The organism is Pseudomonas sp. NCHU5216, assembly GCF_052156495.1.
Taxonomy (GTDB): domain Bacteria; phylum Pseudomonadota; class Gammaproteobacteria; order Pseudomonadales; family Pseudomonadaceae; genus Aquipseudomonas.
The window spans coordinates 1-25,613 of record NZ_JBQLIX010000048.1 but is presented as its reverse complement, the minus strand read 5'-3'; the positions used below and the strand labels follow the sequence as shown (position 1 = coordinate 25,613).

At 65.8% G+C, this 25,613-nt stretch carries 18 protein-coding genes; 7 read left to right on the top strand and 11 right to left on the bottom strand.

Features of this window, described 5'->3' with window-relative positions; genetic code table 11:
- Positions 1 to 2 precede the first annotated feature (2 nt).
- The 8 genes from ACSVIK_RS23090 to ACSVIK_RS23055 all read right to left on the bottom strand — a co-directional run bounded on the left by ACSVIK_RS23090 (position 3) and on the right by ACSVIK_RS23055 (position 10,168).
- On the bottom strand, positions 3 to 1,319 hold the full coding sequence (locus ACSVIK_RS23090) for an HlyD family type I secretion periplasmic adaptor subunit (RefSeq protein ID WP_442446484.1): 1,317 nt from the start codon (positions 1,317 to 1,319) through the stop codon (positions 3 to 5).
- Positions 1,316 to 3,073: a type I secretion system permease/ATPase gene (locus ACSVIK_RS23085; protein ID WP_442446483.1), complete on the bottom strand. Its 1,758-nt coding sequence runs from the start codon at positions 3,071 to 3,073 to the stop codon at positions 1,316 to 1,318. Before ACSVIK_RS23085 ends, ACSVIK_RS23090 begins: the two co-directional genes overlap by 4 nt.
- A 166-nt stretch (positions 3,074 to 3,239) precedes the next feature.
- Positions 3,240 to 3,857, bottom strand: a complete 618-nt coding sequence (locus tag ACSVIK_RS23080) for a heme acquisition protein HasA (RefSeq protein WP_442446482.1) — start codon at positions 3,855 to 3,857, stop codon at positions 3,240 to 3,242.
- A gap of 102 nt (positions 3,858 to 3,959) precedes the next feature.
- Positions 3,960 to 6,641: a TonB-dependent hemoglobin/transferrin/lactoferrin family receptor gene (locus tag ACSVIK_RS23075; RefSeq protein WP_442446501.1), complete on the bottom strand. Its 2,682-nt coding sequence runs from the start codon at positions 6,639 to 6,641 to the stop codon at positions 3,960 to 3,962.
- A gap of 83 nt (positions 6,642 to 6,724) precedes the next feature.
- Positions 6,725 to 7,012 (bottom strand): hypothetical protein, encoded by a 288-nt coding sequence (locus tag ACSVIK_RS23070; RefSeq protein ID WP_442446481.1) that lies wholly within the window; start codon positions 7,010 to 7,012, stop codon positions 6,725 to 6,727.
- Positions 7,013 to 7,675: 663 nt separating this feature from the next.
- Positions 7,676 to 8,641 carry a FecR family protein gene (locus tag ACSVIK_RS23065; RefSeq protein ID WP_442446500.1) on the bottom strand — a complete coding sequence of 322 codons (966 nt, stop codon included), beginning with the start codon at positions 8,639 to 8,641 and terminating at the stop codon, positions 7,676 to 7,678.
- Positions 8,642 to 8,739: 98 nt separating this feature from the next.
- The gene (locus ACSVIK_RS23060) at positions 8,740 to 9,246 is read right to left on the bottom strand and encodes an RNA polymerase sigma factor (protein ID WP_442446480.1); all 507 of its coding nucleotides are present in this window, start codon (positions 9,244 to 9,246) and stop codon (positions 8,740 to 8,742) included.
- Between the two features lie 61 nt (positions 9,247 to 9,307).
- Positions 9,308 to 10,168, bottom strand: coding sequence for a LysR family transcriptional regulator (locus ACSVIK_RS23055; RefSeq protein ID WP_442446479.1), 861 nt, complete (start codon positions 10,166 to 10,168; stop codon positions 9,308 to 9,310).
- A gap of 109 nt (positions 10,169 to 10,277) precedes the next feature.
- Here ACSVIK_RS23055 and ACSVIK_RS23050 point away from each other — a divergent pair, with 109 nt between their 5' ends.
- The gene (locus tag ACSVIK_RS23050; RefSeq protein ID WP_442446478.1) at positions 10,278 to 10,703 is read left to right on the top strand and encodes a VOC family protein; all 426 of its coding nucleotides are present in this window, start codon (positions 10,278 to 10,280) and stop codon (positions 10,701 to 10,703) included.
- Positions 10,704 to 10,713: 10 nt separating this feature from the next.
- Here ACSVIK_RS23050 and ACSVIK_RS23045 read toward each other — a convergent pair whose 3' ends face one another.
- Together ACSVIK_RS23045 and ACSVIK_RS23040 are read right to left on the bottom strand one after the other, a co-directional pair.
- Positions 10,714 to 11,370, bottom strand: coding sequence for a hypothetical protein (locus ACSVIK_RS23045; protein WP_442446477.1), 657 nt, complete (start codon positions 11,368 to 11,370; stop codon positions 10,714 to 10,716).
- Between the two features lie 120 nt (positions 11,371 to 11,490).
- Positions 11,491 to 14,373: an EAL domain-containing protein gene (locus tag ACSVIK_RS23040; protein WP_442446476.1), complete on the bottom strand. Its 2,883-nt coding sequence runs from the start codon at positions 14,371 to 14,373 to the stop codon at positions 11,491 to 11,493.
- A 295-nt stretch (positions 14,374 to 14,668) separates the two neighbouring features.
- Here ACSVIK_RS23040 and ACSVIK_RS23035 point away from each other — a divergent pair, with 295 nt between their 5' ends.
- Both ACSVIK_RS23035 and ACSVIK_RS23030 read left to right on the top strand, forming a co-directional pair.
- A complete protein-coding gene (locus tag ACSVIK_RS23035; RefSeq protein ID WP_442446475.1) occupies positions 14,669 to 15,376 on the top strand; it encodes a DUF1266 domain-containing protein in 708 nt (235 codons plus the stop codon).
- The gene (locus tag ACSVIK_RS23030; RefSeq protein WP_442446474.1) at positions 15,373 to 18,045 is read left to right on the top strand and encodes a DUF805 domain-containing protein; all 2,673 of its coding nucleotides are present in this window, start codon (positions 15,373 to 15,375) and stop codon (positions 18,043 to 18,045) included. The genes ACSVIK_RS23035 and ACSVIK_RS23030 overlap by 4 nt, the downstream gene beginning before the upstream one ends.
- Here ACSVIK_RS23030 and ACSVIK_RS23025 read toward each other — a convergent pair.
- Complete coding sequence (locus ACSVIK_RS23025; protein ID WP_442446473.1) at positions 18,042 to 19,709, bottom strand: Hsp70 family protein; 1,668 nt, start codon at positions 19,707 to 19,709, stop codon at positions 18,042 to 18,044. The two genes, ACSVIK_RS23030 and ACSVIK_RS23025, sit on opposite strands and share 4 nt — an antisense overlap.
- A 119-nt stretch (positions 19,710 to 19,828) precedes the next feature.
- Between ACSVIK_RS23025 and uvrD the strand changes: the two genes are divergently transcribed.
- The 4 genes from uvrD (at position 19,829) to ACSVIK_RS23005 (ending at position 25,395) form a co-directional block, all read left to right on the top strand.
- A complete protein-coding gene (gene uvrD / locus ACSVIK_RS23020) occupies positions 19,829 to 22,015 on the top strand; it encodes a DNA helicase II (protein WP_442446472.1) in 2,187 nt (728 codons plus the stop codon).
- Positions 22,016 to 22,081: 66 nt separating this feature from the next.
- Positions 22,082 to 23,176, top strand: coding sequence for a TRAP transporter substrate-binding protein (locus tag ACSVIK_RS23015; protein ID WP_442446471.1), 1,095 nt, complete (start codon positions 22,082 to 22,084; stop codon positions 23,174 to 23,176).
- A gap of 159 nt (positions 23,177 to 23,335) precedes the next feature.
- On the top strand, positions 23,336 to 24,418 hold the full coding sequence (locus ACSVIK_RS23010) for a TRAP transporter substrate-binding protein (protein WP_442446470.1): 1,083 nt from the start codon (positions 23,336 to 23,338) through the stop codon (positions 24,416 to 24,418).
- A gap of 131 nt (positions 24,419 to 24,549) precedes the next feature.
- Complete coding sequence (locus tag ACSVIK_RS23005; protein ID WP_442446499.1) at positions 24,550 to 25,395, top strand: Tim44 domain-containing protein; 846 nt, start codon at positions 24,550 to 24,552, stop codon at positions 25,393 to 25,395.
- The last annotated feature ends 218 nt before the right edge of the window (positions 25,396 to 25,613 follow it).

The window sequence follows — 25,613 nt, the reverse complement described above, 5'->3', positions numbered from 1 at the left end:
CGTCAGTCTTCCGCCAGGGCCAGGTGGGTACGGTCGAGCAACGGCTTGAACAGGTAGTTGAGTAATGAGCGCTCGCCACTGCGGATAAAGGCCTCCACCGGCATGCCAGGGCGGATGCGCAGGCCGGCCAGTGGCTGCATGGCGGCTTCATCGACGCGAATGCGGATGGCGTAGTACGGCTCGCCTGTGCGTTCGTCCTGCAGGCGGTCGGCGGACACCAGCTCCAGGGTGCCTGCGACCCGCGGCGTGGTGCGCTGCTCGAAGGCGGTGAACAGCAACTCCACCGGCAAGCCGGGGTGCACCTTGTCCACCAGCGCCGGGGGTAAACGCCCCTCGACCAGCAGCGGTTGATCCTGCGGGACGATCTCCATCAGCGCCTGACCGGGCGCTACCACACCGCCCTCGGTGAACACGCTGAGGCCGACCACCAGGCCGCTGGCCGGCGCCCGCAGCAGGGTACGCTGCAACTCGATCTCGACCCCGGCGAGGCGATGCTGCAGTTCCTCGCTACGGATCTGCGTCTCGGCCAACTGGCTGCGCACCTGTTCCTGGAATTGCGCGCGGCGCTGATCGGCGCGCAGGCGCAGTTCGGCGATCTGCCGCAGCAACTGGCCGATGCGCCCGGCGTCTTCGGCCAGCAGGCCGCTCAGCTCGGCACGCTGACGTTCGGCATCGAGCAGGCGATTGCGCGGGATGTACTGCTCGGCCGCCAACTCGCGCAGGCCCAGCAGTTGCTCGTCGAGCACGCGCAGCTGGGCTTGCTTGCTGCCGCGCAGCGCTCGCAGCCCGCCCAGTTGCGCCTCGCTACCGGCCAGGTTCTGCGCCAGGCCGTCGAGTTCCAGGGCCAGGGCCTGACGGCGGCTGGCGAGCAACTGGCGCTGCAGTTCCAGGCTGGCGAGTACCAGCGGATCGTCCACACGCGCCAGCAGCCAGGGGTTGAAGTCGATGTGCTCGACGGCATCGCGTTCGGCGGCCAGGCGCGCGGCGCTGGCGCGGCTGCCGATCAGTTGCGCACGCAAGGCTTCGGCCTGGGCGCGCAGGGCCTGATCGTCCAGCTCCAGCAAGGGCTGGCCGGCCTGCACCGCGTCGCCATCGCGGGCCAGGATGCGCCGCACCGTGCCGCCCGTGGGATGCTGCAATGCCTGGCGGTTGCCGCTGACCATCACCGTGCCGCTCACCGGCACGCCCTTGTCCAGCGGCGCCAACGCGGCCCAGGCGAGAAAACCGCCGAAGCCGACCAGCAACAGCCACCAGCCGAGCCGCGTCGGCGCCCGCGCATCGACGAGGTGCAACGTCTGAGTCGGGGCCGGAGCGTTCATTGCTGGCCCCCCGGGGCGGCGCCATAGCTCATGCTCAGGGTCGGCGCGACACGCCGCACCGGCGCGCTCTGCGCCGCTGGCCGCGCGGCCTGCTGCAGATCCTGCAGCACTCGGCTGGCCGGGCCGAAGGCCTGCATCTGCCCGCCACGCAGCACCAGCAGTTGATCGGCACCCTTGAGCAGCGCCGGGCGATGGCTGACCAGCACCAGGGTGCGGCCCTGCTCGCGCAAACGGTCTAACGCCGCCAGCAGCGCCTGCTCCCCCGCCTCGTCGAGGTTGGCGTCAGGCTCGTCGAGCACGATCAGCGCCGGCAGGCCATAGACCGCGCGGGCCAGGCCGATGCGCTGCCTCTGCCCACCGGAGAGCCCGGCGCCGCCCTCGCCCAGGCGGGTGTCGTAGCCCTGCGGCAGGCGCAGGATCAGCTCGTGCACACCGGCCATCTGCGCCGCGGCGACCACCTTGTCCGCCTCCACTTCGGCAAAGCGGGCGATGTTCTCGGCGATGCTGCCGGCGAACAATTGCACGTCCTGCGGCAGGTAGCCCAGATGCGGGCCGAGCGCGTCCTTGTGCCATTGCTGCAGGTCGGCACCATCCAGGCGCACCTTGCCGGCCAGCGGTGCCTGCGCCGCCACCAGCAGGCGCGCCAGGCTGGACTTGCCGCAACCGGACGGGCCCAGCACCACCAGACGCTGGCCCGGCTGCAGGGCGAAGCTGACCCCGGCCAGCACTGGCGTGCGCGAGCCCGGCGCGCAGGCCGACAACTGCTCCACGCACAAGGCGCCACGCGGCATCGGCAGGCGCATGCCACGGGAGCGTTGCGGCTGCGCCCGCAGCAGATCGCGCAGGCGCTGGTAGGCCTGCTGCGCGCCGCTCCACTGCTTCCAGGCATTGATCAGTTGATCCAGCGGGCCGAGCACGCGCCCGGCGAGGATGGAGCCGGCGATCATCATGCCGGGAGTGATCTGCCCGTCCACCGCCAGCAGCGCACCGAGGCCGAGCATCAGCGACTGCAAGGCCAGGCGCACGGCCTTGGACGCCGCGCTGAAGCCCGCGCCCTGCTCGCTGGCGCAGTTCTGCAGGTGCAGGAAGCGAGCATGCTCGGCCTGCCAGCGCTGACGCAGGCGCGCCAGCATGCCCATGGCCTCGCTGGCTTCAGCGTTGCGCAGGTGGGCACTGGCGGCCTGGGTCGCCTGAATCGCCAGTTGCCCGGCTTCGGCCAGCGGCGCGCGGGTCAGCCACTGGTTGCCCCAGGTCAGCGCCAGCAGCAGCACCGCGCCGCCCAGCGCCAACCAGCCGAGCCAGGGGTGGAAGAGGAACAGCACCGCCAGGTAGAGCGGGAACCAGGGCGCGTCGAACAGGGCGAACAGGGCGTTGCCGGTGGCGAACTGGCGCAGGCTGGTCAGGTCGTTGAGCGGCTGCGCGCTGCTGCCACGACCGAGGCGCAGGCTGGCATCGAAGGTGGCGTCGTAGACGCGCTCACCCAGGCGCTGGTCGATCTGCGCGCCGAGGCGGATGACCACCAGGCTGCGCACCCATTCCAGCAGGCCCATGAAGGCGTACAGACCGAGCACCATCAGCGTCAGCATGGCCAGAGTCATGTGGTTGCCGGAGGCCAGTACACGGTCGTAGACCTGCAGCATGTACAGCGCCGGGGCCAGCATCAGCAGGTTGATCACCGCGCTGAACGCGCCGACGCTGACAAAGCCGCGCCGGCAGGTGGCCAGCGCGGCGAGGATTTCATTGCCAGGTTGCATGCCGTAGCACCCCTGAAACGCCGCCTGCCGCGATTGACGCAGCGGGCAGCGAGTGTCGAGAATTCCTTCGGCCACCGTGGCGCGAGTTGTTCAGGCCAGCACCACGGCGGTCGTTGCCGGCGGCCGGGAGAGCGATCTCCCCGCCGCCTTTTTCATCACCGCTCGATCAGGCCGCCAGGGCCAGGTCGTCGGCCAGCTCCGGCACCCCGACCACATCAGCCGAGCTGCTGCTCAGCGGGCCGGCAGCCAGGGCGGCGGCGACCACGTCAAAGCTGTCGTCGGTGGACACGCCATAGGCGGCGAACAGATCGTCCAACACCGACTCCAGCGGCGCGGTATTGCCCTGCATCAGGCCATAGATGGTTTCGTGCACCTCGTTGCCGGCACGGCCTGCACCCAAGGCAGCGGACAGATCCAGGCCGCTGAAGGTGACCACATAGTTGCTCAGGGTGAAGTCGCTGCCCGAACCACCGCCGAGCACCTCGCCCAGGGAGACATTGTCCAGTTCCCCATAGAGGTAGTGATTCTGGTTGCTGCTGGCCGGCAGCAGCGGGTTGAACACGTAGTGCAGGCCATTGCTGGTATCGCTGTCGGCGATGAAGGCGTAGTCCGAGCCATTGGCACCGTGGGTGGCGTACTGGTCGCCGCTGAACATGCCGTTGCTGAAACCACCGGTATTGCTCTGGCCATGGCCAGCAGTGGCGAAACCGCTGGTCCAGAAGGCCAGGTAGTCGTCGATGGTGGAGCTGCCGAAAATCGGGTCATAGGTAACGGAAACGCTCATGACAAATCCTCTTGCATGGAGTGATGGACGGCGGTGCCTGGGGCACCATCGCCTTTGCCCGCTATGGGCAAAGCCTTGCCCCGGCCCCCTGGCCGGGGCCGTTCAGAAGCGGTACTCGAGCATCCCGGTGAGGGTGCGGCCACGGGCCAGGGACAGGTTGTTGGCATCGCCCATGGCGACGAAGTAGGCCTGGTCGGTGACGTTCTCCATCGACAGCGCCAGGTTCAGACTGCGGGTCATCCAGTAGCTGGCGTAGAGGTCGTAGACCTCGTACTGCGGCCAGAGCGCCTGGTCGATCTGGGTGAAGCCCCAGGTGTTGAGGTTCTCGCCATTGCCTTCGCTGTAACGCAGGCGCGCGCCGACATCCAGGCTGTTATCGAGAAAACGCATGCCCAGGGTCAGCGAGCCGCGGTCGGCCGGCATATAGGAAGCACTACCCATGATCTGGCCACAGGTGACCAGGTCGTTCAGCTCGTCATCGGGGCGCGCTTCGTAGAGAGGACGTTGCACCGGAATACGGATCGGCCCGACCTGGATGAAACCGGGCACCGTTCCCACCTGCACGCGCTCCTCAGCACCGCCCATGTAGAACTCTTTCGAGCAGAAGTCGTTGCTGCCGATCATGTGCGTATAGCTGAGCTGCGCGTAGTAGTCCCCGGCGTCGTAATCGAGGTTGTATTCCACGCCACGAAAGCGCGTCTGCTCCAGGTTGTTCTGGTAGGCCGAGCGGCCGAGCCCGGTGCCGCTGACCGTGTTGCCCGGCACGCTGACGTTGACGTCCATGAAAGAAAAGTTGTCGATGCGCGTATCGAAGTAAGCCACCTTGATGCCCAGGCGGTCGCCGTCACGCAGCCAGGATTCCTTGAAGACGTTGAAACCGATCTCCCAGTTGTGCGAACGCTCCGCCTCGAGGAAGGGGTTGGGATAGACCATCTCGTTGCCACCGCCATGGGGGCGGCCTGACATGAAGGCCTCGGTCACCGCTGGCGGACGCCAACCCTTGCCCCAGCGCGTGTAGAGCTGCAGCCAGTCCACGCCCGGCTTGATCGCAATACCCAGCGTCGGCGAGAAGCGCCCCTCCTCTCGCTCCACATCGAATACCAGCGGGCGCTCGACATTGTTGCTGGCGGTGAACTGGCCCTCGGGCAGCATCCACACCGTAAGGCCCGTATCACCCTCTAGGCGATAGCGGTCGTAGCGCAACCCGGCATCGAAGGTCAGCCAGCCGTCGTAGTCATAGATCATCTGCCCGAACAGGCTGGCCATGGTGCGCTCGCCCTCTGGCGTGGCGCCTTTGATATAGGGATAGGCCGTTTCGTTGGTCGAGGGCGTGCGGGTGGTCGAGGGCTTGAAGCTGTCGCGGAACAGTTCGCTGCCATAGGTCACGGCGAACTGGTGCGCGTCGCCGAGATAGAAGCGCGAGGTGTTCTGTAGTTGCAGGCCCCAGGTGTCGGTTCGGTACTTGTCGGTGTAGTCCGGGTACCAGTTGCCGCTGCTCGGGCTCGCCTTGCTGCCGGCATTCCAGCGATCCTGGCGGGTGCTGACATAGTAGAGCTTGGCCTTGAAATCGATCCGCTCATCATCGGGGTTGTAGCTGTAATCCAACGCTGTATTGCGGGCAATCACATCACTGCTACCGGAGCGTTGGTATTCATAGCGTTGCCCGTCGGCGGAAAGCCAGGTCCAGGCATCCTTGCTATCGGTATCGAGCTCGATGTAGCTCAGTTGTAGCCGCTGATCCTGCGGTAGATTGAGCCCCAGTTTGAACAACTGCGAGCGGGTCACACTCCCGGTGTCGCCCACCTCGGACTCCAGCCAGTTCTCCCAGGCAGCGGGGTACTGGTTGCGCAGGCGGATCTGCGTGCCGAGGTTGTCCTTGTCATGGGTGCCAGCCCGGTAATCGCCGAAGTGGCGCTCGCTGACGCCCACTAGCACGTCGCCGATCTCGTTGCCGAAGGCGAACAGGGCGCTGCCGTTGAAGTAGGTGCCATTGCCCAGCTCGCCAATGCCATGCCCGGCACGGATGCGCCCGCCGTATTCCTTGCCCTCGCCGAGCAACTCGTGCGCCTCGACCGTGTTGAACGAGGCGATGCCGCCCAGCACTCCGGCGCCGCCCATGCCGGCGCTGGTGCCCTTGTCGATCTCCACGCTGGAGATGAATTCGGGGTCGACGAACATCACCCCGTTGCGCTGCTGGTGGCCGTTGACGCTGAAGTTCTGGCGCATGCCGTCGACGTTCATGTTGACCCGACCATAGTCCTGCACGCCGCGGATGTTCACTGACAGGCCGGGGTCACGCTGATTGACGGCGGTGTACACGCCGGAGGTTTCCTCCAGCATGTCGGCGGCATGTCGTGGCGGGCGCCGGTCGATCTGCTCGCGATCGATCACCGCTACCGAGCGTGGTTTGAGGTAGGTTTCCTGGCGTTCGCTGAGCAACTGGCTCTGCACCTGGGTGGGCTGCAGTTGCAGCGCCTGTTCGTCGCCCACACCCCGGCGGGTCAGGGTGACCTGCTGCGAGCCGTCGAAGCGGTAGTCCACCGGCGCAGTGCCGAGCAGGCGGCGCAGGCCCTCATCCAGCGAATAACGCCCTTTCAGCGGCGTGCTGGCCAAGTCCTGCAGGCGCGCGCTGTCGAAGAAAACCTGCACCCTGGCCTGTTCGGCGAAGGCCAGGGCGGCGCGATCCAGCGGCTGGGCTGCGATATCGAAGGTCACCAATTGGCGCTGGGTGCTGGCCGCCTCGGCTGCTGGCTCGGCGGCATTGGCAAGACCGTGCATGGCCATGGCAACCCCCAACGCGACACCGCCCAGCAAAGGCAACGAACCGCCCCGGCGCCGGGTGGGGGGTACTACGCGACGACTATGACTCACGACTGACTCCATTTTTTTTGGTAATGAAAATCACTAACAACAAAGACGCGCGATGGATGGAAAGTCAGTAAGGCAATCTGGAATTTTTTTGGTGGTTCGTTTTTGGTGAGGGGAAATGCTTGGTTGATACCGGGCTGGCGAGTTTGTGTGTTGGTTCGTTGAGTGTTTTGGACGCCGCTTTGGGTGTTTTCAGATATTCCGGGTTTCGCCCCCTCGGGCGCTTCACTTTTCTTTGAAATCGGATTGCCGCCCAGCGCAAAGAAAAGTAAGCAAAAGAAACGCACCCCCGCCATCCGGAACTAGGCGTCCCCGTCATGCTTCGCTCGACTTCCCTCACTCCGGCACTGCTCCGGGCATGCCCGGCATGTTCTGGTAGCAGTGGAACCACGACGTGGCCGTCGGGTTAAACCAAAGCTTTCATTCGCGTAGGGCGTACTCGCGAAGCAGTACGCCGTTGATGGGGGCGTATTGGGCGTAGGTTGTGGTGCCGAACTCGGCATGGCCCGGCGGACTGTTCGCTGGCGCTCCTGAGTCCGCCCTACGGCTGACCGATGTTCAAGCACTCCACGCCAATTCTGGGTTACCTCGGGTTCAGGCGCGTGCAGAGCCCGCCCAGGAGGGCGAACGGAATCGTCGTGGAAGAGGTTGAGCGGCATGGATGCCGCGAGAGCCGCGATGGGCCAGGGATGGCCCTTCGCGGCGGGCCTCTGGAACGGCGATGGAGTGAGCGAACCCTCGCGCAGCGAGGGCCGGATGATCGGGCGGAAGGTTTTGGTTACTTTGCCCGCAAAGTGACTCGCCCGGGAGGGCGAAACCAGAAACACCAGCAAAAACGCGGCAATTCGGAACAGACACCAGAACAACCCACCGTATCGCCAGCCCGGTATTAACTCGCAAACCTGCTAACAACCAACCCTCCTCGCCGTTTTCAAGCAGGCTGGCCCGGCTCAGTAAAGCAGACTGCCCCCCAGCAACTCGCTACGCCGCAAGTGCATCTCACGAGTCAGGGTGTCCAAGGCGGCATCCAGCCTGTCGAGGTGGAACACCCCACTGACCTCGCGCCGTGCCAGCGCGTCATCAGCGACGAAGATGTAACCCGGCCGATAACGGTTGAGCTGTTCGACCACCTGCCCCAGCGGCTGGCGGTCGAAGATCAGCAACCCGCGTTGCCAACTGGTGGCGCGCGGCAGGTCGAGCGTCATCTCATGCAGGCCCTGGGCGTCATAAAGCAGACTGTGCCCCTCTTCCAGGCGCCGCTGCTCGCCCGCCGCGCTCACCTGCACCGCATGTTCGAGCACGCCCACCTGCGTTCCATCCGCTTCACGCTGCACCAGAAAGCGGGTACCCAGGGCCTGAACGCTGCCGCCAGCCGCCGCGACAACGAAGGGCCGCTCGGCCTGCGGCGCCACCTGGAAGATCGCCGCACCAGCGAGCAGCTCGACCCGGCGCTGGTCGCTGGAGTAATCCAGGCGGATGGCACTGGCGCTGTCCAGAGTCACTTCGCTGCCATCTTCCAGGGTCAGGCTGCGCACCTCGCCAACGGCGGTGCGCTGATCGGCCAGCAAAGGTAGCAGCAGGCGCTCGCCCTGACTCAGGCCCAGCCCACCGAGTAGCAGCGCCAGGCACGCAGCCGCACCCCAGCGGCGCAAGCGGGCAGGCCGACGCGCCCGAGGTGCGGCAACAGGGGCGACAGGCGCGGCCCGTCGTGGCGCGACGCTGCCGGTTGGCAAGCGGCCCAGAGCGGCCCAGGTACGCTGAGCCAGCGCCAGCGCTTCGGCATGCCGAACATCGGCCTGCAGCCATTGCTGCAGCGCCCGCTGCTGGTCGTCGTCGAGCGGGGCATCGGCAAGCAACACCGCCCACTCGGCGGCCACCTCGCGAACGCTGCGCTGCTGCGCTTCTTGGCTAATCAGGCTCACTCTCGGTTCTCGTTATGGGTCGTTGCGGGCTGGGCGGCGCATGCCCCTTTCAGATAATGACGCGCGACGGCGGATCTTACCGTAATGCCCCTTCATGCCCGCTCGTCGTCCAGGCGCGCCATTACATGCGCCAGGGCACGGGCCAGGTGCTTTTGCACCGAGCTGTCGGAAATCCCCAGGGCCTGCGCCACCTGGGCGTGGGTCAGGCCGTCGATGCGGTTGAGGCGGAAGATGGCCTGGGTGCGTGGCGGCAGCTCGGCGATGGCGCGTTGCAGGCGCTCGAGGTTCTGGCGCGCGGCGGCTATGTCGTCCAGCGAGCTGCCAGCCGCCTCGACTTCGTGCAGCACGTCCTCGCCGAGCAGGTCGGTCTTGCGCCGGATCTGCTGGCGCTGATGATCGATCAGCAGGTTGCTGGCCGTACGGAAGAGGTAGGCAGAGGAGTTGTCGATGCGCTCGCCAGTGCGCTGCTCAGCCAGGCGCAGGAAGCTTTCCTGAGTGAGGTCGGCGGCCAGGTGCGGGTCACGGCTCTTGCTCAGCAGGAAGCTGTGCAAGGCCTTGGCGTGCTTCTGGAACAGGCCTTTGATATCCAAGTCCGACAATCGTGCATCCCTGGTCTTGGGCGAGAGGAAAGCCGCATCTTATTTTTATTGAGAAGCATTTTCAATTTGTCGACTCAAGACAGCTCAGCAGACAGTCCAGTGCGGGCTGGCGCTGCGCCCGGCGCACCAGGGCCACCAGTTCGCGGTGGAAACTCAGCGCACCCAGCTCGATCACCCGCACCTGCGTCGGCCGTTGCGGCCACAGGCCGGCGCGCGGCACCAGGGCCACGCCCATGCCGTTCTCCACCAGACGCACGATGGCCTCCAGTTCGTCCAGCTCCAGGGCCTCGCGCACGTTCAGGCGCTGCTCACGGAGAAAACGCGTGACCTGACGTCCGCCGAAGGAGGTGCGGTCATAACGCACGAAGGGCTGCTCGGCGAGCAGTTGCAGCGGGTCATCCCCTACCACCTGCAACGGCGCGATCAGCACGAAGGGCTCACGCGCCAGCGGCACTTCCAGCAGCTCCTTGGGCAACGGGAACGGCGGCTTGATCAGCAGCGCCAGATCCAGCTCGCCGGCATCCAGCTGGCTGAATAGCTGCAGCGACACGCCCGGTACCAGCTTCAGCTCCACCTGCGGCGCCAGTTGGCGAAAACGCGGCAGCGCCTCGGCCAGCAAGCCGGTCTGCAGGGTGGCAATGGCGCCAACGCGCAGCTCGCCCTGCCACTGATCGGCCGCCTGCGGCAGCGCCATCTGCGCATACAGCGCGAGCATCTGTTCGGCCAGCGGCAAGGCGTGGCGCCCGGCTGCATTGAGCACGGCGGCGCGGCCGCTGCGATCGAACAGGCGCACACCGAGCTGCTGCTCGAGCACGCGCATCTGCGCACTGACCGCCGATTGCGTGAGTCCCACATGCTGGCCGGCGGCGGCGAAGGTGCCCAGGCGGGCGACGGTGATGAAGGTTTTCAGCTCGCGCAGCATCGAATCCTCAATTGATCGAAAATAGTTGAGCTTGCGAGCAAGAATATTCGCTTTAGATCGATTTTGCTGTTGGTAGGCTGGAGCGAAAATCCAACAGAGGTAATCCGTGATGGCCCTTGCTCCCTTTCACCTGGCGATTCCTGTCTTTGATCTGGCCGCCGCGCGGCACTTCTACGGCGAGCTGTTCGGCTGCGCCGAAGGCCGCAGCAGCGAGCATTGGGTGGACTTCGATTTCTTCGGTCACCAGTTGGTGATCCACGAGGCGCCGAAGATGGCCTATCAGGAGGCGGCGGCGAGCAACCCGGTGGACGGCCACGACGTGCCGGTACCGCATTTCGGCGTGGTACTCGGCTGGAACGAATGGCAGGCGTTGGCCGAACGCCTGCGTAGCCACGGCACCCAGTTCGTCATCGAGCCTTATGTGCGTTTCCAGGGGCAGGTTGGCGAACAGGCCACCATGTTCCTTCTCGACCCTTGCGGCAATGCCCTGGAGTTCAAGGCATTCAAGGACATCGGCCAGTTGTTCGCCAAGTGAGCCTGGCCGCTCAGGCCTGCTGCTGCAGGTGCTCGGGCAAGCGCTCGTGCAGCTCCGGATTGGCGGCCAACAGCAGTGGCAGCAGAGGCTCGCGCACCTGAGCTGGAAGGTGGTCGCAGATGTCTGCCTGGCGCGCCAACGGTAGACCGCCAAGCACCAGTGCGGATATCGCCAGGTTGTCGTCGGCCCAGGCCGCTTCGGTCAGGCGGCACAGGTACTGGGTGGAGAAGGTGCGCAGGCTCTGCACGATGAGCCCGATATCGACGATGTAACGGGCGATCTGCAGGATGTGCTCGGCATCGTTGATGCCATAGATCAGTATCTTGACCTGGCGCGGCGACAGGCACTCGGCATAGCGGGCGGCGGTGGCGAAAGCACCATCGGCACAGAGCTGGCGCGCCACCTCCAGGTGCAGTTCGTCCGGCAGGCTGAGGTAGGTTTCGAGAATCGCCTGAGGATCAAGATAGGTGACGGAACGGGCGATGAAGGGTACCGGCAGGTTGAGGATCAACTCGCGCAATTGCTCGGCCGGCATGTAGGGCGCCAGCAACGCTGTCTGCTCGGGACCGAGCCGCTGCGCCAAGGCGCTCTTCAGCGCCAGGGGCGCCATGCTCTGCGAAGCCAGCAATAGACGCTGAGCCATATTCAGGGATGGTGCTTTGTGCATCGCTAGGCTCCTTACTTCCGGCAGAGCCTGCAGCATCGCGCGCACGGGCGCCGGATGCAGCCATCTTTGCGTCAGTTGGCGCACGTGCCTCGAGACACGTTGGGTAGAGAGGAAACGCCCTCAGTGCAACGCTGAGTCGAGTTGCGCACTCAACAACTCGGCGAAGGCGCTGGCATCGCGCGGCCGACTGATCAGATAGCCCTGGATCTCGTCGCAACCCTGGCTCTTGAGGAAGTCCATCTGCGCCTGGGTTTCCACGCCCTCGGCCACCACCTTGAGTTCCAGGCTGTGGGCCATGGCGATGATGGCGCGAGTGATCGCCGCATCCTCACCACCGGGCGACAGGTCGCGGATGAAGGTCTGATCGATCTTCACGTAGTCCACCGGGAAGCGCTTGAGGTAACTGAGCGAGCTGTAACCCGTGCCGAAGTCGTCGATGGCCAGCTTCACCCCCATGTCGCGCAGTTGCTGGAAGGTGGCGATGACACTGTCGACGTTGTCGAGCATCTGGCTCTCGGTCAGTTCCAGCTCCAGCCAGTGCGGCTCCAGGCCGGTGTCATCGAGCACCTGGCGCACCAGGCTGGTCAGGTTGCCTTGACGCAACTGGTGCATCGACAGGTTGACCGACACACGCACGTAGGCCAGCCCCTGCAATTGCCAGGCGCGTGCCTGGCGGCAGGCCTGGCGCAGGACGAACTCGCCGATGGGCATGATCAGCCCGGTTTCCTCGGCCAGGCCGATGAACTCACCCGGAGAGATCACCCCATGCTCGGGGTGGCGCCAGCGCACCAGCGCCTCGGCCGCGCTGAGGCTGTCATCGCGCAGATCCAGCTTGGGCTGGTAGAAGACTTCCAGTTGCCCATCCTCGATCGCCCGGCGCAGGCGGTTTTCCAGTTGCAGACGCTCCAGGGTGCAAGCCTGCAGGTTCTCGGTAAAGAATTGGAAGGTGTTACCACCCAGATGCTTGGCATGCTGCACGGCCATGTTGGCCTGGCTGATCAGGGCGCCGATCTCGCGCGCATAGTCCGGCAGCAGGCTGATGCCCAGCGACGCGCTGACCACCAGTTCATGGCCACCGGCGGTCATCGGCACGCGCAGCTTGGCCAGCAGGCGACTGGCCATGCGTGCCAGACCGGAAAGGCTGCTGTAGGCATCGAGAATGATGGCGAACTCGTCACCGGACAGCCGCGCGATGCAATCGGCCTCCGGCACGGTATGGGTCAGGCGGCGGCTGATCTGACGCAGCAACTGATCGGCCACCTCATGACCGAGGCTGTCGTTGAGCACCTTGAAGCGATCCAGATCGATATGCAGCAAGGCGATGCTGCGACCGGTCTGGCGAGCCTGCTGGCTGGCCTCGTGCAGACGCTCGCGGAACAGGCTGCGGTTGGCCAGGCCGGTCAGCTCGTCGTAGTGCGAGAGGTAACGCAGGCGTTCCTCGGCCTCACGCCGTGCGGTGAGGTCGGCGAGGAACCCGACGATGTGGCTGCGCCGGCCCGCAGCATCGTGCACCAGGTTGAGCTGCAGCCATTGCGGGTAGAGCTCACCACTCTTGCGCGTTTCGATCAGTTCGCCCTGCCAGCTTCCGTTGTTGTCGAGCTCCTGGATAATGGTCGGGTACTGACGGCGCATCTCGCGGCTGCCGAGCAGGCTGATGACCTTGCGCCCCAGCACCTCGTCACGGCTGTAGCCGGTGACGACGCTGAAGGCACGGTTGACGGCGAGAAAACGGAAATCCGCATCGAGGATGCAGATGCCCTCGCTGGCGGCCTCGAACACCATGGCCGCCAGGCGCTGCTGCTCTTGCTGCTGGCGTCGCTCGCTGACGTCACGGCGCGTGCCGAGCATGCGCAGCACGCGCCCGGCGCTGTCGCGCTCCACCGCGCGGCCACGGTCTTCGACCCACACCCAATGGCCGTCGGCATGACGCACGCGGTACTCGATGTGGTAATCCTCACTGCGCCCTTTCAGGTGCTCGATAAGCATCCGGCGCAACACCGGCAGGTCATCGGGATGCAGGCGCGGCGTGAGGTCGCGCAGCATCACCTGCACCTGCTCCGGCTCCAGGCCGAACAACTCGCGCAGGTGGGTGTGGTGCACCTGGTCACTCTGCAGATCCCAGTCCCACAACCCCAGTTCGCTGGCCTCCAGCGCCAGGGCCAGGCGTGCCTGGCTCTTGCCCAGGGCGTAGGTCGCCTCGTCCAGCTCCAGGGTGCGCTCGGCCACCCGTCGCTCCAGGTCGCCATGGGCACGACGCAACTCGCGCTCGGCACGACGGCGCTGCTCCACCTCGCGCGCCAGCTCCTCGTTGAGGCCTTCGGCACGGCGCTTGGCATGTTCCAGATTGGCGATCAGCGCCTGGTTCTGGAAGCGTTGCAGCAAGCCGCGCTGCACCAGCCGGTTGACCTGCCAGGCCACGATCAGCAGGGCCAGGAACAGGATGATGCTAAGCAGGCCCCAGCCCTGCTGGATAGGGTTGCCCGCCAGCAGCAGGAAGGCCGTCGAGGGCAGCATGCAGGGCAGCGCGAAGGTGAGGAAGGCCGACAGGCTGACGGCATAGGCCACACTGGCGGAAAGAATGGCGGCGGCGATCAGGCCATAGACCAGCGCCTGCTGGTAGAACACGTCGGCCGGCACCAGGACGATCACGGCGAAGGCCAGGGTCAGGCCCGAAAGGCCGGCGCCGAAGAGGAAGATACGCTGCCAGTAAGGCTCGGCCTGGCGGGTCGGCAAGGCCGTGTTGAACGCTTTCACCTGGGTCAGGCGCAGCAGCACCAGCAGCAGCAACCAGCCCAGCCAGACACCGAGCAGGACGGCATCCTGCAGATTCCATAACAAGCTGGTGCCGGACAGACCGACCAGCAACATCAATAATGTAGGTAGACGCGAGCCCTGATAGAGCAGGCGCGTACGCTCGACGGCGATATCCGTGACGAACTGACGCTCGACCTGAGACGGATCCAGCGTCACCTCTTGTACTACGGCGCTAGTAGTGGCGGTCATAGGCGATGTTCTTGTAATAGCTGCCTAGGGGCTGTGCCGAATGCACACAGCAGCCAGAACCCTGACATGGCGGCAGAATACCCGAGACAGACGCTGTGCCCAACCAAGATGTGGGCAATTTCACGGGCCCGCCCCCAACTTTCGACGGGATGATCGCACTTGGCCACCCATGCTAAAGCCGCTTGTCCGCTGACTCGCCAGTCGTCGCCTAAAACCCCTGTTGCAGACGCTTGCGGGAGGCCTGCCACAGCTCCTAGGATGAGCGCCTCACGCCCCAAGGCCTGACCGAACCGTTATGGACGACTTACAAAAACGCTGGCTCTTCGCCCTTTCCGCGCCCATGGTCGCCATCAACCGCCATGCCGGCGCGGACTATGCCCTGGCCAGCCTCTATCCCGACAACGAATTCGTCGATCTCAAGGAATCCTGGGAGATCGCCGAGCGCGCCGACCTGCTGGCGATGATCCAGCGCATGACCGACGACGGCCACGCCCGCGAGCTCAGCACCGCCTACTGGGAGCACGCGCGCCTGCTGCCGAGCCAATGGCAGGCTCTGCTCGACAGCCTGCAGCCAGCGCAACGGGTAGCCTATGAGTTCGTCGCCGAAACCAGCATGGTCTGCGGCGCTGCCGGCATCCGTGCCTGGGATCTGGGGCGCATGAGCTTTCTCGCCCGCATCGGTCAGCTCAACGGCTGGCTGAACCTCGAAGAAAACCTCTGGCTGCACAGCCGCCTCAGCCTGCGCGCGCGCTATTACTACCAGAGTTGGCACAGTTACCTGGCCGGCTTCGTCATCGGCCGTGCCTACTGGAACTGCCTGGGCCACGAAGAGGCAAACGAGCAGGCCCTGAGCCTGAGCCGCCAGGGCAGCGAGCCGGCTCACCGCGCCATGGTGCGCGAACTGGCCCTGAGCCCGGCTGCCGGCTTCGAGCAACTGCCCTGGGACATGGAACTGGAGCTGCCCGAGAAACCCGACTCGCTGGAGGCGTTCGACTGGTCATGAGTTGTTGGGAACACCTGGGCATCGAGCCAACGGAAGATCAGACCCTCATCCGCAACGCCTACCGTGCATTGCTGCCTGGCGTGCACCCGGAGCGCGACCCCGAAGGCTTCCAGGCCCTGCGTAACGCCTACGAAGAGGCCCTGCGCCAGGCGCGCGAGGGTGTCTCGGCGCTCAGCACGCCGGCCGCGCCGGCCAGCGCCAGCGAAGCGGCCATAGAGGCCTTCGTCGATCTGTTGCAGGATCCACAGCGGCGCTTCCAGCCCGATGCCTGGCACGACTACTGCCGCCTGCTCGATCGTTTGCCGCTGGAAGAGCTGGACGGCGTCGACGCCAGGCTGCGCGGCCTGCTGCTGAGCAACGGGCCACTGGGGCATGCCTGCGTGAGCATCCTCAGCGAGCGCATGGCCTGGGCCAAGCGCCTGATGCAACTGCCGTTCGAGGAGGCCGAAGCGCTCGACCACTTCCTCCAGCGCATCGCCGAAGCCGACCCCTTCGACCTCACCAGCCTGTCCACCTGGCCCGCCCACGCCCAGGTGGAAACCCTCTGGTACACGCGCACCCTCAACCACCTGTTCGACAACCGCCCCTTGCCGGAGCTGCGTGGCTGGTGCGCGCTGCACCTGTGCCTGCCGATGCCAGCCGACCCGGCCTACTACCCCGGCCTGTACCGCCAGTGCACCCTGGCCGGCGTCGCCCTCGGCGAAGCCCTGGCGTATTACCAGGCGCGCCAGGCCGAGGCCCCCGATGACCTCGATAACCTCTACCTGCTGGCTCTGCAGATGCAGCAGCACGAGCTGGATGCCCTCGACCTCTGGTGCCGCCTGTGGCGCGAACTGCACTTGCCCGAAGCCGCCGCCTGGTTGCTGGCCTGGAGCGCCCAGCATGCCCCCGAGCGCCTGCCACTGCTGATCCTGGCCTGCGACCGCAGCCAGCAGGAGCTGGGCAGCCAGTACGCCCTCGACGACTACCGCCAGGGCTACGCCGAACCGGCGCAGAGCCCGCAGACCCTGGCCCGTTGGCAACGCGCCGCCAGCACCGAGCTGCCGGCACTGGCGCGCACCTTCGTCGCCTGGCAACTGGGCGACAGCGAATGGCCGTTCCTGGCCGAGCTGCTCGACGCGCCAGAGACGCCGCTCACCCTGCTCTATCGTCAGGCCTGGCTGCTGCAACGCGGCGACGAGGCCGACCTGGAACCCTTGCTCAACCTGCCTGTCGGCGAACACCCGCTGGACGCCATCCTGACGCAAGGCTTTGCCCACCATGCCCGGCAACACCTGCAGTGGCTGCGCGAGTCCACCCTCGCCAAATTGCTCCTGCACAAACTCGCGACGCCTGGGTCTACCTTGCCCAGTGCCCTGCAGGACAACACCGCCGCCCGCGCGCAGATGCTTGGCTGGTTGCGGCGCTTGCGCCACCCTGCCCCGGAAACCCTGCAGCGTCTGCATCATCTGCTGGCGCCATTACCGAACTGGTCATTGCCCGGCAGCTTGAGGCTGCAACTTGGCCTGCAGCAGGCAGGGCGTTACTTGCCACCGCTGCCCACGCAAGCCAGTGCGCGCTGGCAACTGCAGCGCCAGACCCTGTGGCTGACCGGCCTGCTGGAGCACCCTGAGCCCTGGCTGGAGCGCCTGCAAGAACGCGGCAGCCGCCTGCCCACCACGGCCGACCATCCGGCCGATGCCATGCAGGCGCTCTGGCTCGGTGCCAACACCCAACCTCGGCAATGGCTCAACGGCCTCGACGAGCGCGACCCTCTGCAAGGACTGATCGCCGCCGAACTGGTTAGCCTGGAGTTCCTTCTGGGCAGTCGGCGCTTGCCCTCGGTCGCGCGTATCGAGGCCTGCGCTCGGTATCATGGCGACGAGCTGGCGGACAATCCGCTCGGGCAGATGATCGTCGACGCCCTGCTCTACCACGACCCCGATCTGCCGCGCGAACTGCGCGACCTGGCCTTGCAGCGGCTACGCGGCTTCACCGGCCCGAGCTCCTGGTTCGATGCATTCCGCGAGGGGCTGGAGAGCGGCCAACCACAAGCACTGGCGCAGGGGGTATGCCGGGACAACGGCCTGCTGTTCAGCACCATGCGTTCGCTCTTCGAGGCGATGCGCGATCTGTACCACCCGTCCAAGCCACAGGTTCCCGCTTCCGGCCTGCTGCGCTCGCTGCAGCAAGCCAAGGACAGCGCCGTGACACCGCGCGCGGTGCGCCTGGCCATTACCCTGCTGCTGTCGCGTTGCGAGCGTCTGCTGCCTCGGCACGCAGCCAATGACTGGCGTGCACAATGGCGGTTCTGGCAGTTGGGCAAGCGGCTGAATCGCCTCAACTTCACCGTGCAGGCAGTGGCGCTGATCGGCACGGGCCTGCCGTTGAGCCTGCTGACGGACAAGCTGAGCGGCGACCTGGCTCTGGCGGTGCTGGGGGTGACCCTGCTGGGTCTGATCACCTGCCTGCTGCGTCGCCTGCACGACATGAACCGTGGCGTCGGCACGCTGCTGATGCTGCTCGCCGGCAGCTTTTTCATGCCCTACATCTCGTTGGTGCTGTTCTTCTGGCCTGGCGACCCGCTGCCCAACCGCTACGGCCCGCCCAGCGGCAAACGCGCGCAGGCCGAGCAGGGCTTACAGGCGCGGTTGCGGCAGTTGAATGGGTTCAAGGAGCCGGCGAGCTAAAAGCGCAGCGCCTCCAACTGCTGCTCCAGGCGCTGCCGTGCCGCCCTGATCGGCTGCTCCTGCTGGGCGCTGAGCAGGTTCTGGAACTCGTCCAGCCACTGGCCGATCTGCTCGCGCTCGGCCCCCAGGCTCTGCATCCAGGCGCGCTCCAGGCGGGCCAGCAGGGTGCGGTTGGGCAGGCTGTCACGCGGGTGGATCTTCAGCCCGGCCAGGCGCGCCTGGCTGGCGGCACGTGCCTCCTCGCTCAGGCCGGTGGGGCTGCGGTCGATCACATGGCCGTGGCGCTGGCCGTTTTCCAGGGTCACGTCCACTTCCAGCAGGCCGTTGATGTCGTAGCTGAAGCGCACGTCCAGCGCCTGCACCTGCCCGGTCTGGGCGAGCTTGACCTCGAAGGCATCGACGAAGATGTTGTCGCGCACCCAGGGGCGCTCGCCCTGGTAGATCTCGATGCGGATGTATTCCTGCTGCGCGTGGGTGGTGTAGTAGCGCTGCACCCGCGAGGTGGGGATCACCGTGTTGCGCTCGATGATCGGCGAGAAGGCGCCGGGCTGCTCGTCGCTGCGCCGCGAGGCGATGCCCAGGGTGTAGGGGCAGACGTCGGTGAGGATGACCTCTTCGATGGCCTGATCGCGGGCCTTGCACGCGGCCTGAGCGGCGGCGCCGAGGGCGACGATGGTGTCCGGGTCGAGATGCCGGTACGGCAGGCGGCCGAACAGGGTGGCCACCAGTTGTTGCACCGCGCTCATGCGCGTGGCGCCACCGACCAGCACCAGGCTGTCGAGGTCGCGCGGGTTGAGCCGGGCATCGCGCAGGGCCTGCTCGATGGGCTGGCGCAAGCGGCTCAAGAGCGGTGCCCAGATCTGCTGCGCGCGGGCCTCGTCCACCTGCCACTGGCGACCTTGCCAGTCCAGGGTCTGCGGACCTTCGGCGAGGCGGCGCTTGAGCTGCTCGACGGCATCCTCGAGGCTGGCCAATTCCTGGCCTTGCAGCTCGCTGCGGCCCAGCCCCCAGTCGTCCAGGCAGGCCTTGAGCAGGGCCTCGGTGAAATCCTCACCGCCGAGGAAGTTGTCGCCAGTGGAGGCATGCACCTCGATCAGCGGCAGGGCGTACTCCAGCACGGTGACGTCGAAGGTGCCACCGCCCAGGTCGAAGATCAGGGTGCGCTCGAACTGCTGCTCGTGCAGGCCGTAGGCCATGGCGGCGGCGGTCGGTTCGTTGATCAGGCGCTCGACGCGCAGCCCGGCCAGCTCGGCGGCGAATGCCGTGCGCTTGCGCTGTTCGTCGCTGAAGTAGGCCGGCACCGAGATCACCGCCTGGGTCACCGGCACGCCAAGATAGGCCTCGGCATCGGCCTTGAGCGAGCCGAGCACCAGTGCCGAGAGTTCTTCCGGGGTGAACTGGCGCTCACCGAGGGTGAAGCGCTTGTCGCTGCCCATGTAGCGTTTGAAGGCGGCCACACTGCGCAGTGGATGGGTGGTCAGCCGCGCGCGCGCCGCAGCGCCGACGAGGATGCTACCGTCTTCGTCCAGGCTCACCGCCGAGGGCGTGAGCACCTCGCCCAGGGCGTTGGGAATAAGCTGCGCACGCCCTTCGCGCCACACGGCGATCAGGCTGTTGGTGGTGCCCAGGTCAATGCCCAACAACGGGCTGTCACCAGTCGACATGGCTATCGCGACTCCCTCAGATCCATTGAAGGGCGCAGTCTACCCCGCGCACAGGCCCCGGCAAACCGCCTCGTCGAAGCGGTTTGCCCTCCCCTGCAATGCCCCCCTAAAATGCCGCGATGCAAAACGACCCCGAACTCCTCCTCGCTTCGCTCAACGACGCCCAGGTGCAAGCCGTGGCCGCTCCGCTCGGCCGCCAACTGGTACTGGCCGGCGCCGGCTCGGGCAAGACCCGCGTACTGGTGCACCGTATCGCCTTCCTGATTCAGGCGATGGGCGCATCGCCCCATTCCATTCTGTCGGTGACCTTCACCAACAAGGCCGCTGCCGAGATGCGCCACCGCATCGAAGACATGCTCGGGCACAACCCGGCCGGCATGTGGGTCGGCACCTTCCACGGCCTGGCCCACCGCCTGCTGCGCGCGCACTGGCAGGAAGCCGGGCTGGCCGAGAACTTTCAGATTCTCGACTCCGACGACCAGCAGCGCCTGATCAAACGGGTGATCCGTGATCTCGGCCTGGACGAGCAGCGCTGGCCGGCCAAGCAGGCGCAGTGGTTCATCAACGGGCAGAAGGACGAAGGCATCCGCCCGCAAGGCATTCAGGCCAGCGGTGACCTGTTCCTGGCCACCATGCGCGGCATCTACGAAGCCTACGAGGCGGCCTGCGCGCGCACCGGGGTGATCGATTTCGCCGAGCTGCTGCTGCGCGCCCTCGACCTCTGGCGCGACAACCCCGGCGGCATCCTGCAGCACTACCAGCGGCGCTTCCGCCACATCCTGGTGGACGAGTTCCAGGACACCAACGCCGTGCAGTACGCCTGGCTGCGTTTTCTCGCCCAGGGCGGCGACAGCCTCATGGTGGTGGGCGACGACGACCAGTCGATCTACGGCTGGCGCGGGGCGAAAATCGAGAACATCCAGCAGTTCGATCAGGACTTCGCCGACACCCAGCTCATCCGCCTGGAACAGAACTACCGCTCCACGGCCAATATCCTCAACGCCGCCAACGCGCTGATCGCCAACAACAACGGACGCCTCGGCAAGGAGCTGCGCACCGATGGTGGCGACGGCGAGCCGCTGAGCCTGTACGCTGCCTTCAACGAGCACGACGAAGCGCGCTACGTGGTCGAAAGCATCGAGGACGCCCTGCGCAAGGAAGGCCTCAAGCGCAGCGAGATCGCCATTCTCTATCGCTCCAACGCCCAGTCGCGGGTGCTGGAAGAGGCGCTGCTGCGCGAGAAGATCCCCTACCGCATCTACGGCGGCCAGCGCTTCTTCGAGCGCGCCGAAATCAAGAACGCCATGGCCTACCTGCGCCTGCTCGACGGGCGCGGCAACGACGCGGCGCTGGAGCGCATCATCAACGTGCCGGCGCGTGGCATCGGCGAGAAGAGCATCGAGACCATCCGCGAATACGCCCGCGCCCATGACGTGCACATGTGGGAGGCGATCCGCCTGATGCTGGCCAACAAGGTGCTGCCGGGCCGCGCCTCGAGCGCGCTGAGTGGCTTTATCGAGCTGATCGAGACGCTGGCCGAGCAGGTGCTGGCCATGCCGCTGCACCAGATGACCCAGGTGGTCATCGAAAAGAGCGGCCTGCTCGCCTACCACGAGGCGGAAAAAGGCGAGAAAGGCCAGGCTCGAGTGGAAAACCTGGAGGAACTGGTCAGCGCCGCGCGCACCTTCGAGAACGATGAAGACGACGAGCTGACCCCGCTGCAGGCCTTCCTTACCCATGCCTCGCTGGAGGCCGGGGACACCCAGGCCGCCGAGAACGAGGACAGCATCCAGCTGATGACCCTGCACAGCGCCAAGGGCCTGGAATTCCCCCTGGTGTTCTTGGTGGGCATGGAAGAGGGTCTGTTCCCGCACAAGATGAGCCTGGAAGAGCCGGGCCGCCTGGAAGAAGAACGCCGCCTGGCTTACGTCGGCATTACCCGTGCCATGCACAAGCTGGTGATCAGTTACGCCGAAACCCGGCGTCTCTATGGCAGCGAGACCTACAACAAGGTGTCGCGCTTCGTCCGCGAAATCCCTGCACCGCTGATCCAGGAAGTACGCCTGTCGGGCAGTGTCAGCCGCCCGGTGAGCAGCGCCTCGATGGGGGGCAGCAACCTGTTCGCCGGCAGCGCCGTACCGCAGACGCCCTTCAGCCTGGGCCAGCGGGTGAACCACAGCCTGTTCGGCGAGGGCACCATCCTCAACTTCGAGGGCTCGGGCGCCCAGGCGCGGGTGCAGGTGAATTTCGAAAACGAAGGCAGCAAATGGCTGATGCTGGCGTATGCCAAGCTCGAAGCCCTGTAACGACCCGGCACGTGGGAGCCGAAGCATCTCCCACGGCCGCTGACCCCTTATTCTGGAGACGACTCGATGAAACGCCGCAATCTGCTCGGCGCCGCTCTGGCCCTGATGGCCACCATGGGCCTGGTTGGCTGCAAGGACGACAAGGCCGGCAGCGCACAAGCCGCTGCCAAGCCGGCAGAAACCATTCACTGGAAGATGGTCACCTCCTGGCCGAAGAACTTCCCCGGCCTGGGCACTGCCGCCGAGCGCCTGGCCGAGCGCATCAACGCCATGAGCGCCGGGCGCCTGAGCGTCAAGGTGTACGCCGCCGGTGAGCTGGTGCCGGCGCTGGAAGTGTTCGATGCCGTCTCCCGCGGCACCGCCGAGATGGGCCACGGCACGCCCTACTACTGGAAGGGCAAGGTACCGGCCGCGCAGTTCTTCAGCAGCGTGCCGTTCGGCCTTTCCACCCTGGAGATGAACGCCTGGCTCAGCCATGGCGGCGGTCAGGCCCTGTGGGAAGAAACCTACGCACCGTTTGGCGTCAAACCGCTGTCCGCTGGCAACACCACCATGCAGATGGGTGGCTGGTTCAACAAGGAAATCAACGGCCTGGATGACATCAAGGGCCTGAAGATCCGCATGCCGGGCCTGGGCGGCGAAGTCTGGAGCAAGCTCGGCGCGATCACCGTCAACCTGCCCGGCGGCGAGATCTTCACCTCCCTGCAGACCGGCGCCATCGACGCCACCGACTGGGTCGGCCCGTACAACGACCTGGCCTTCGGCCTGCACAAGGCCGCCAAGTACTACTACTATCCAGGCTGGCAGGAACCGCAGGCGGTGGTCGAGTCGATGGTCAACCAGAAGGCCTTCGACGCGCTGCCGGCCGACCTGCAGGCCATCGTCACCGAGGCCGCCCGCGCCGCCACCCTGGACATGATGGATGACTACGTGTTCAACAACGCCAAGGCCCTGCAGAGCCTCAAGCAGGAAGGCGTGCAGCTCAAGCGCTTCCCCGATGACGTGCTGCAGGCCATGCGCAAGGAGTCCGACGCGGTGCTCAGCAGCCTGGCCGCGCAGAACGACCTCAACGGCCGCATCTGGGCCTCGCAGAAAGCCTTCCTCGAACAGGCCAGCGCCATGCAGACGCTGACCGAGAAAGAGCTGTACAACTGGCGTTGAGCCGTTTGCTCCCCTCCCCCATTCATGGGGGTGAGGCTGGGGAGAGGGCTGAGATGGCGCGAAAGCCTTAACCTCAACCTCCCTGTCTTTACGCAGCCAGACGACATTGCAGCGAATGGCATTGGATTCTGGCCCCGTTTTTCTCAGGAATGACTGCCCATGCGTCTTCGCTCTCTGCTGCTCCTGCCCCTGCTCGCCCTCGGCCTGATCGGCTGCAGGGACGATTCCGCACCTGCCAACCAGGCCGCTGAGCCCGCGCAGACCTTCCATTGGAAGATGGTCACCACCTGGCCGAAAAATGCCCCCGGCACCGGCACCGCCGCCGAGCGTCTGGCCGAGCGCATCAACGCCATGAGTGCCGGGCGTCTGACCATCAAGGTCTACGCCGCTGGCGAATTGGTACCGGCGCTGGAAGTGTTCGACGCCGTCTCCCGTGGTACCGCCGAAATGGGCCACGGCACCCCCTACTACTGGAAGGGCAAGGTGCCGGCCGCGCAGTTCTTCGGCGCCGTGCCCTTCGGCCTGTCGACCCTGGAGATGAACGCCTGGCTCAGCCACGGCGGTGGCCAGGCACTGTGGGACGAGGCTTACGCCCCCTTCGGCGTCAAACCGCTGACCGCCGGCAACAGCACCATGCAGATGGGCGGCTGGTTCAACAAGGAAATCAACGGCCTGGATGACATCAAGGGCCTCAAGATCCGCATGCCGGGCATCGGCGGCGAAGTCTGGAGCCGCCTCGGCGCCACCACCGTGGTGCTGCCCGGCGGCGAAATCTTCACCGCGCTGCAGACCGGCGCCATCGACGCCACCGACTGGGTCAGCCCCTACAACGACCTGGCCTTCGGCCTGCAAAAAGCCGCCAAGTATTACTACTACCCGGGCTGGCAGGAGCCACAATCGGTGCTGGAACTGCTGATCAACCGCAAGGCCTTCGACGCCCTGCCGGCCGACCTGCAGGCCATCGTCACCGAGGCCGCTCGCGCCGCCACCCTGGACATGATGGATGACTACGTATTCAACAATGCCCTGGCCCTGGACGAGTTGAAAAAGAGCGGCACCCTGCTCAAACGCTTCCCCGATCCGGTGCTGCAGGCCATGCAGCGCGAAACCGACCAGGTACTCGGCGAGCTGGCCGCGCAGAGCGAACTCAACGGTCGTATCTGGGCCTCGATGAAAGCCTTCCAGGCGCTGGCCAGCTCGATGCAACGGCTGTCGGAAAAAGAGTTGTACGACTGGCGCTGAGCCCCGTCATGGCCTGTCGCTGAGGCAGGCCGCCGCTACAAGCAAAAGCCGGAAACATTCTGTACCTGGCCAACCCAGAGCGCCCCGTGCAAGATGCCGCGCAGCGTTCCTTATCAAGAGAGAAGACCCTGATGCAGCGTTTCCTCAGTATCGCCATGGTGCTTTGCTTGGCACTGACCTTCAGCTTCGAGGCTCATGCCAAGCGCTTCGGTGGCGGCAAGTCGTTCGGCTCCGCGCCCAGCCACCAGACCCGCCAGGCCGCGCCGCAATCGCAACCGGCAGCCACAGCGCCCACTGCGGGCCGCCAACCGACTGCCGCCAGCGGCGCTTCGCGCTGGCTCGGCCCGCTGGCCGGCCTGGCCGCTGGCGGCCTGCTGGCCTCGATGTTCATGGGTGATGGTTTTCAGGGCCTGCAGATCATGGACTTCCTGATCTTCGGCCTGATCGCCTTTCTGATCTTCCGCTTCCTCGCCGCCCGCCGTGCCCAGCAGCAGCCACAGCACGCTGCTGCAGGTGCGCCGTACCAGCGCGAGATGCCGGCCAACGCCGCGCCCACCTCGATCTTCGGTGGCAGCAGCGCCGCCGCCGCGCGCCCGGTGATCAATGCTCCGGCCTGGTTCAACGAACAGAGCTTCCTGGCCGCTGGCCGCGAGCACTTCATGAACCTGCAGCAGCACTGGGACGCGAACGAGATGGACAAGATCGCCGAGTTCGTCACCCCGCAGTTGCTCGACTTCCTCAAGCGCGAGCGCGCCGAGCTGGGTGATGGCTTCCAGTCCACCTATATCGATGACCTCGATGTGCAGCTCGATGGCGTCGACGACAACGCCGAGAAGACCATCGCCACCCTGACCTTCAGCGGCGTATCGAAGACCTCGCGTTTCGACCAGGGCGAGCCGTTCAGCGAAAGCTGGCGCCTGGAGCGCGCCCAGGGCGACAACCAGCCCTGGCTGATCGCAGGCATCCGTCAGAACTGATCGCGCCTCGCATCATCAAGAACCCCGGGACTTTCCCGGGGTTTTTTATGGTGTTTGCGAAGTTATGGGAATCGGAGTCGATACCGGACTGGCAGTTTGTGCGTGGTCGTTGGGCGCTTGTTCCGGATTGCCGCGTTTTTTCTGATGTTTTTGGTTTCGCCCTCCCGGGCGAGTCACTTTGCGGGCAAAGTAACCAAACCCCTCCGCCCGATCATCCG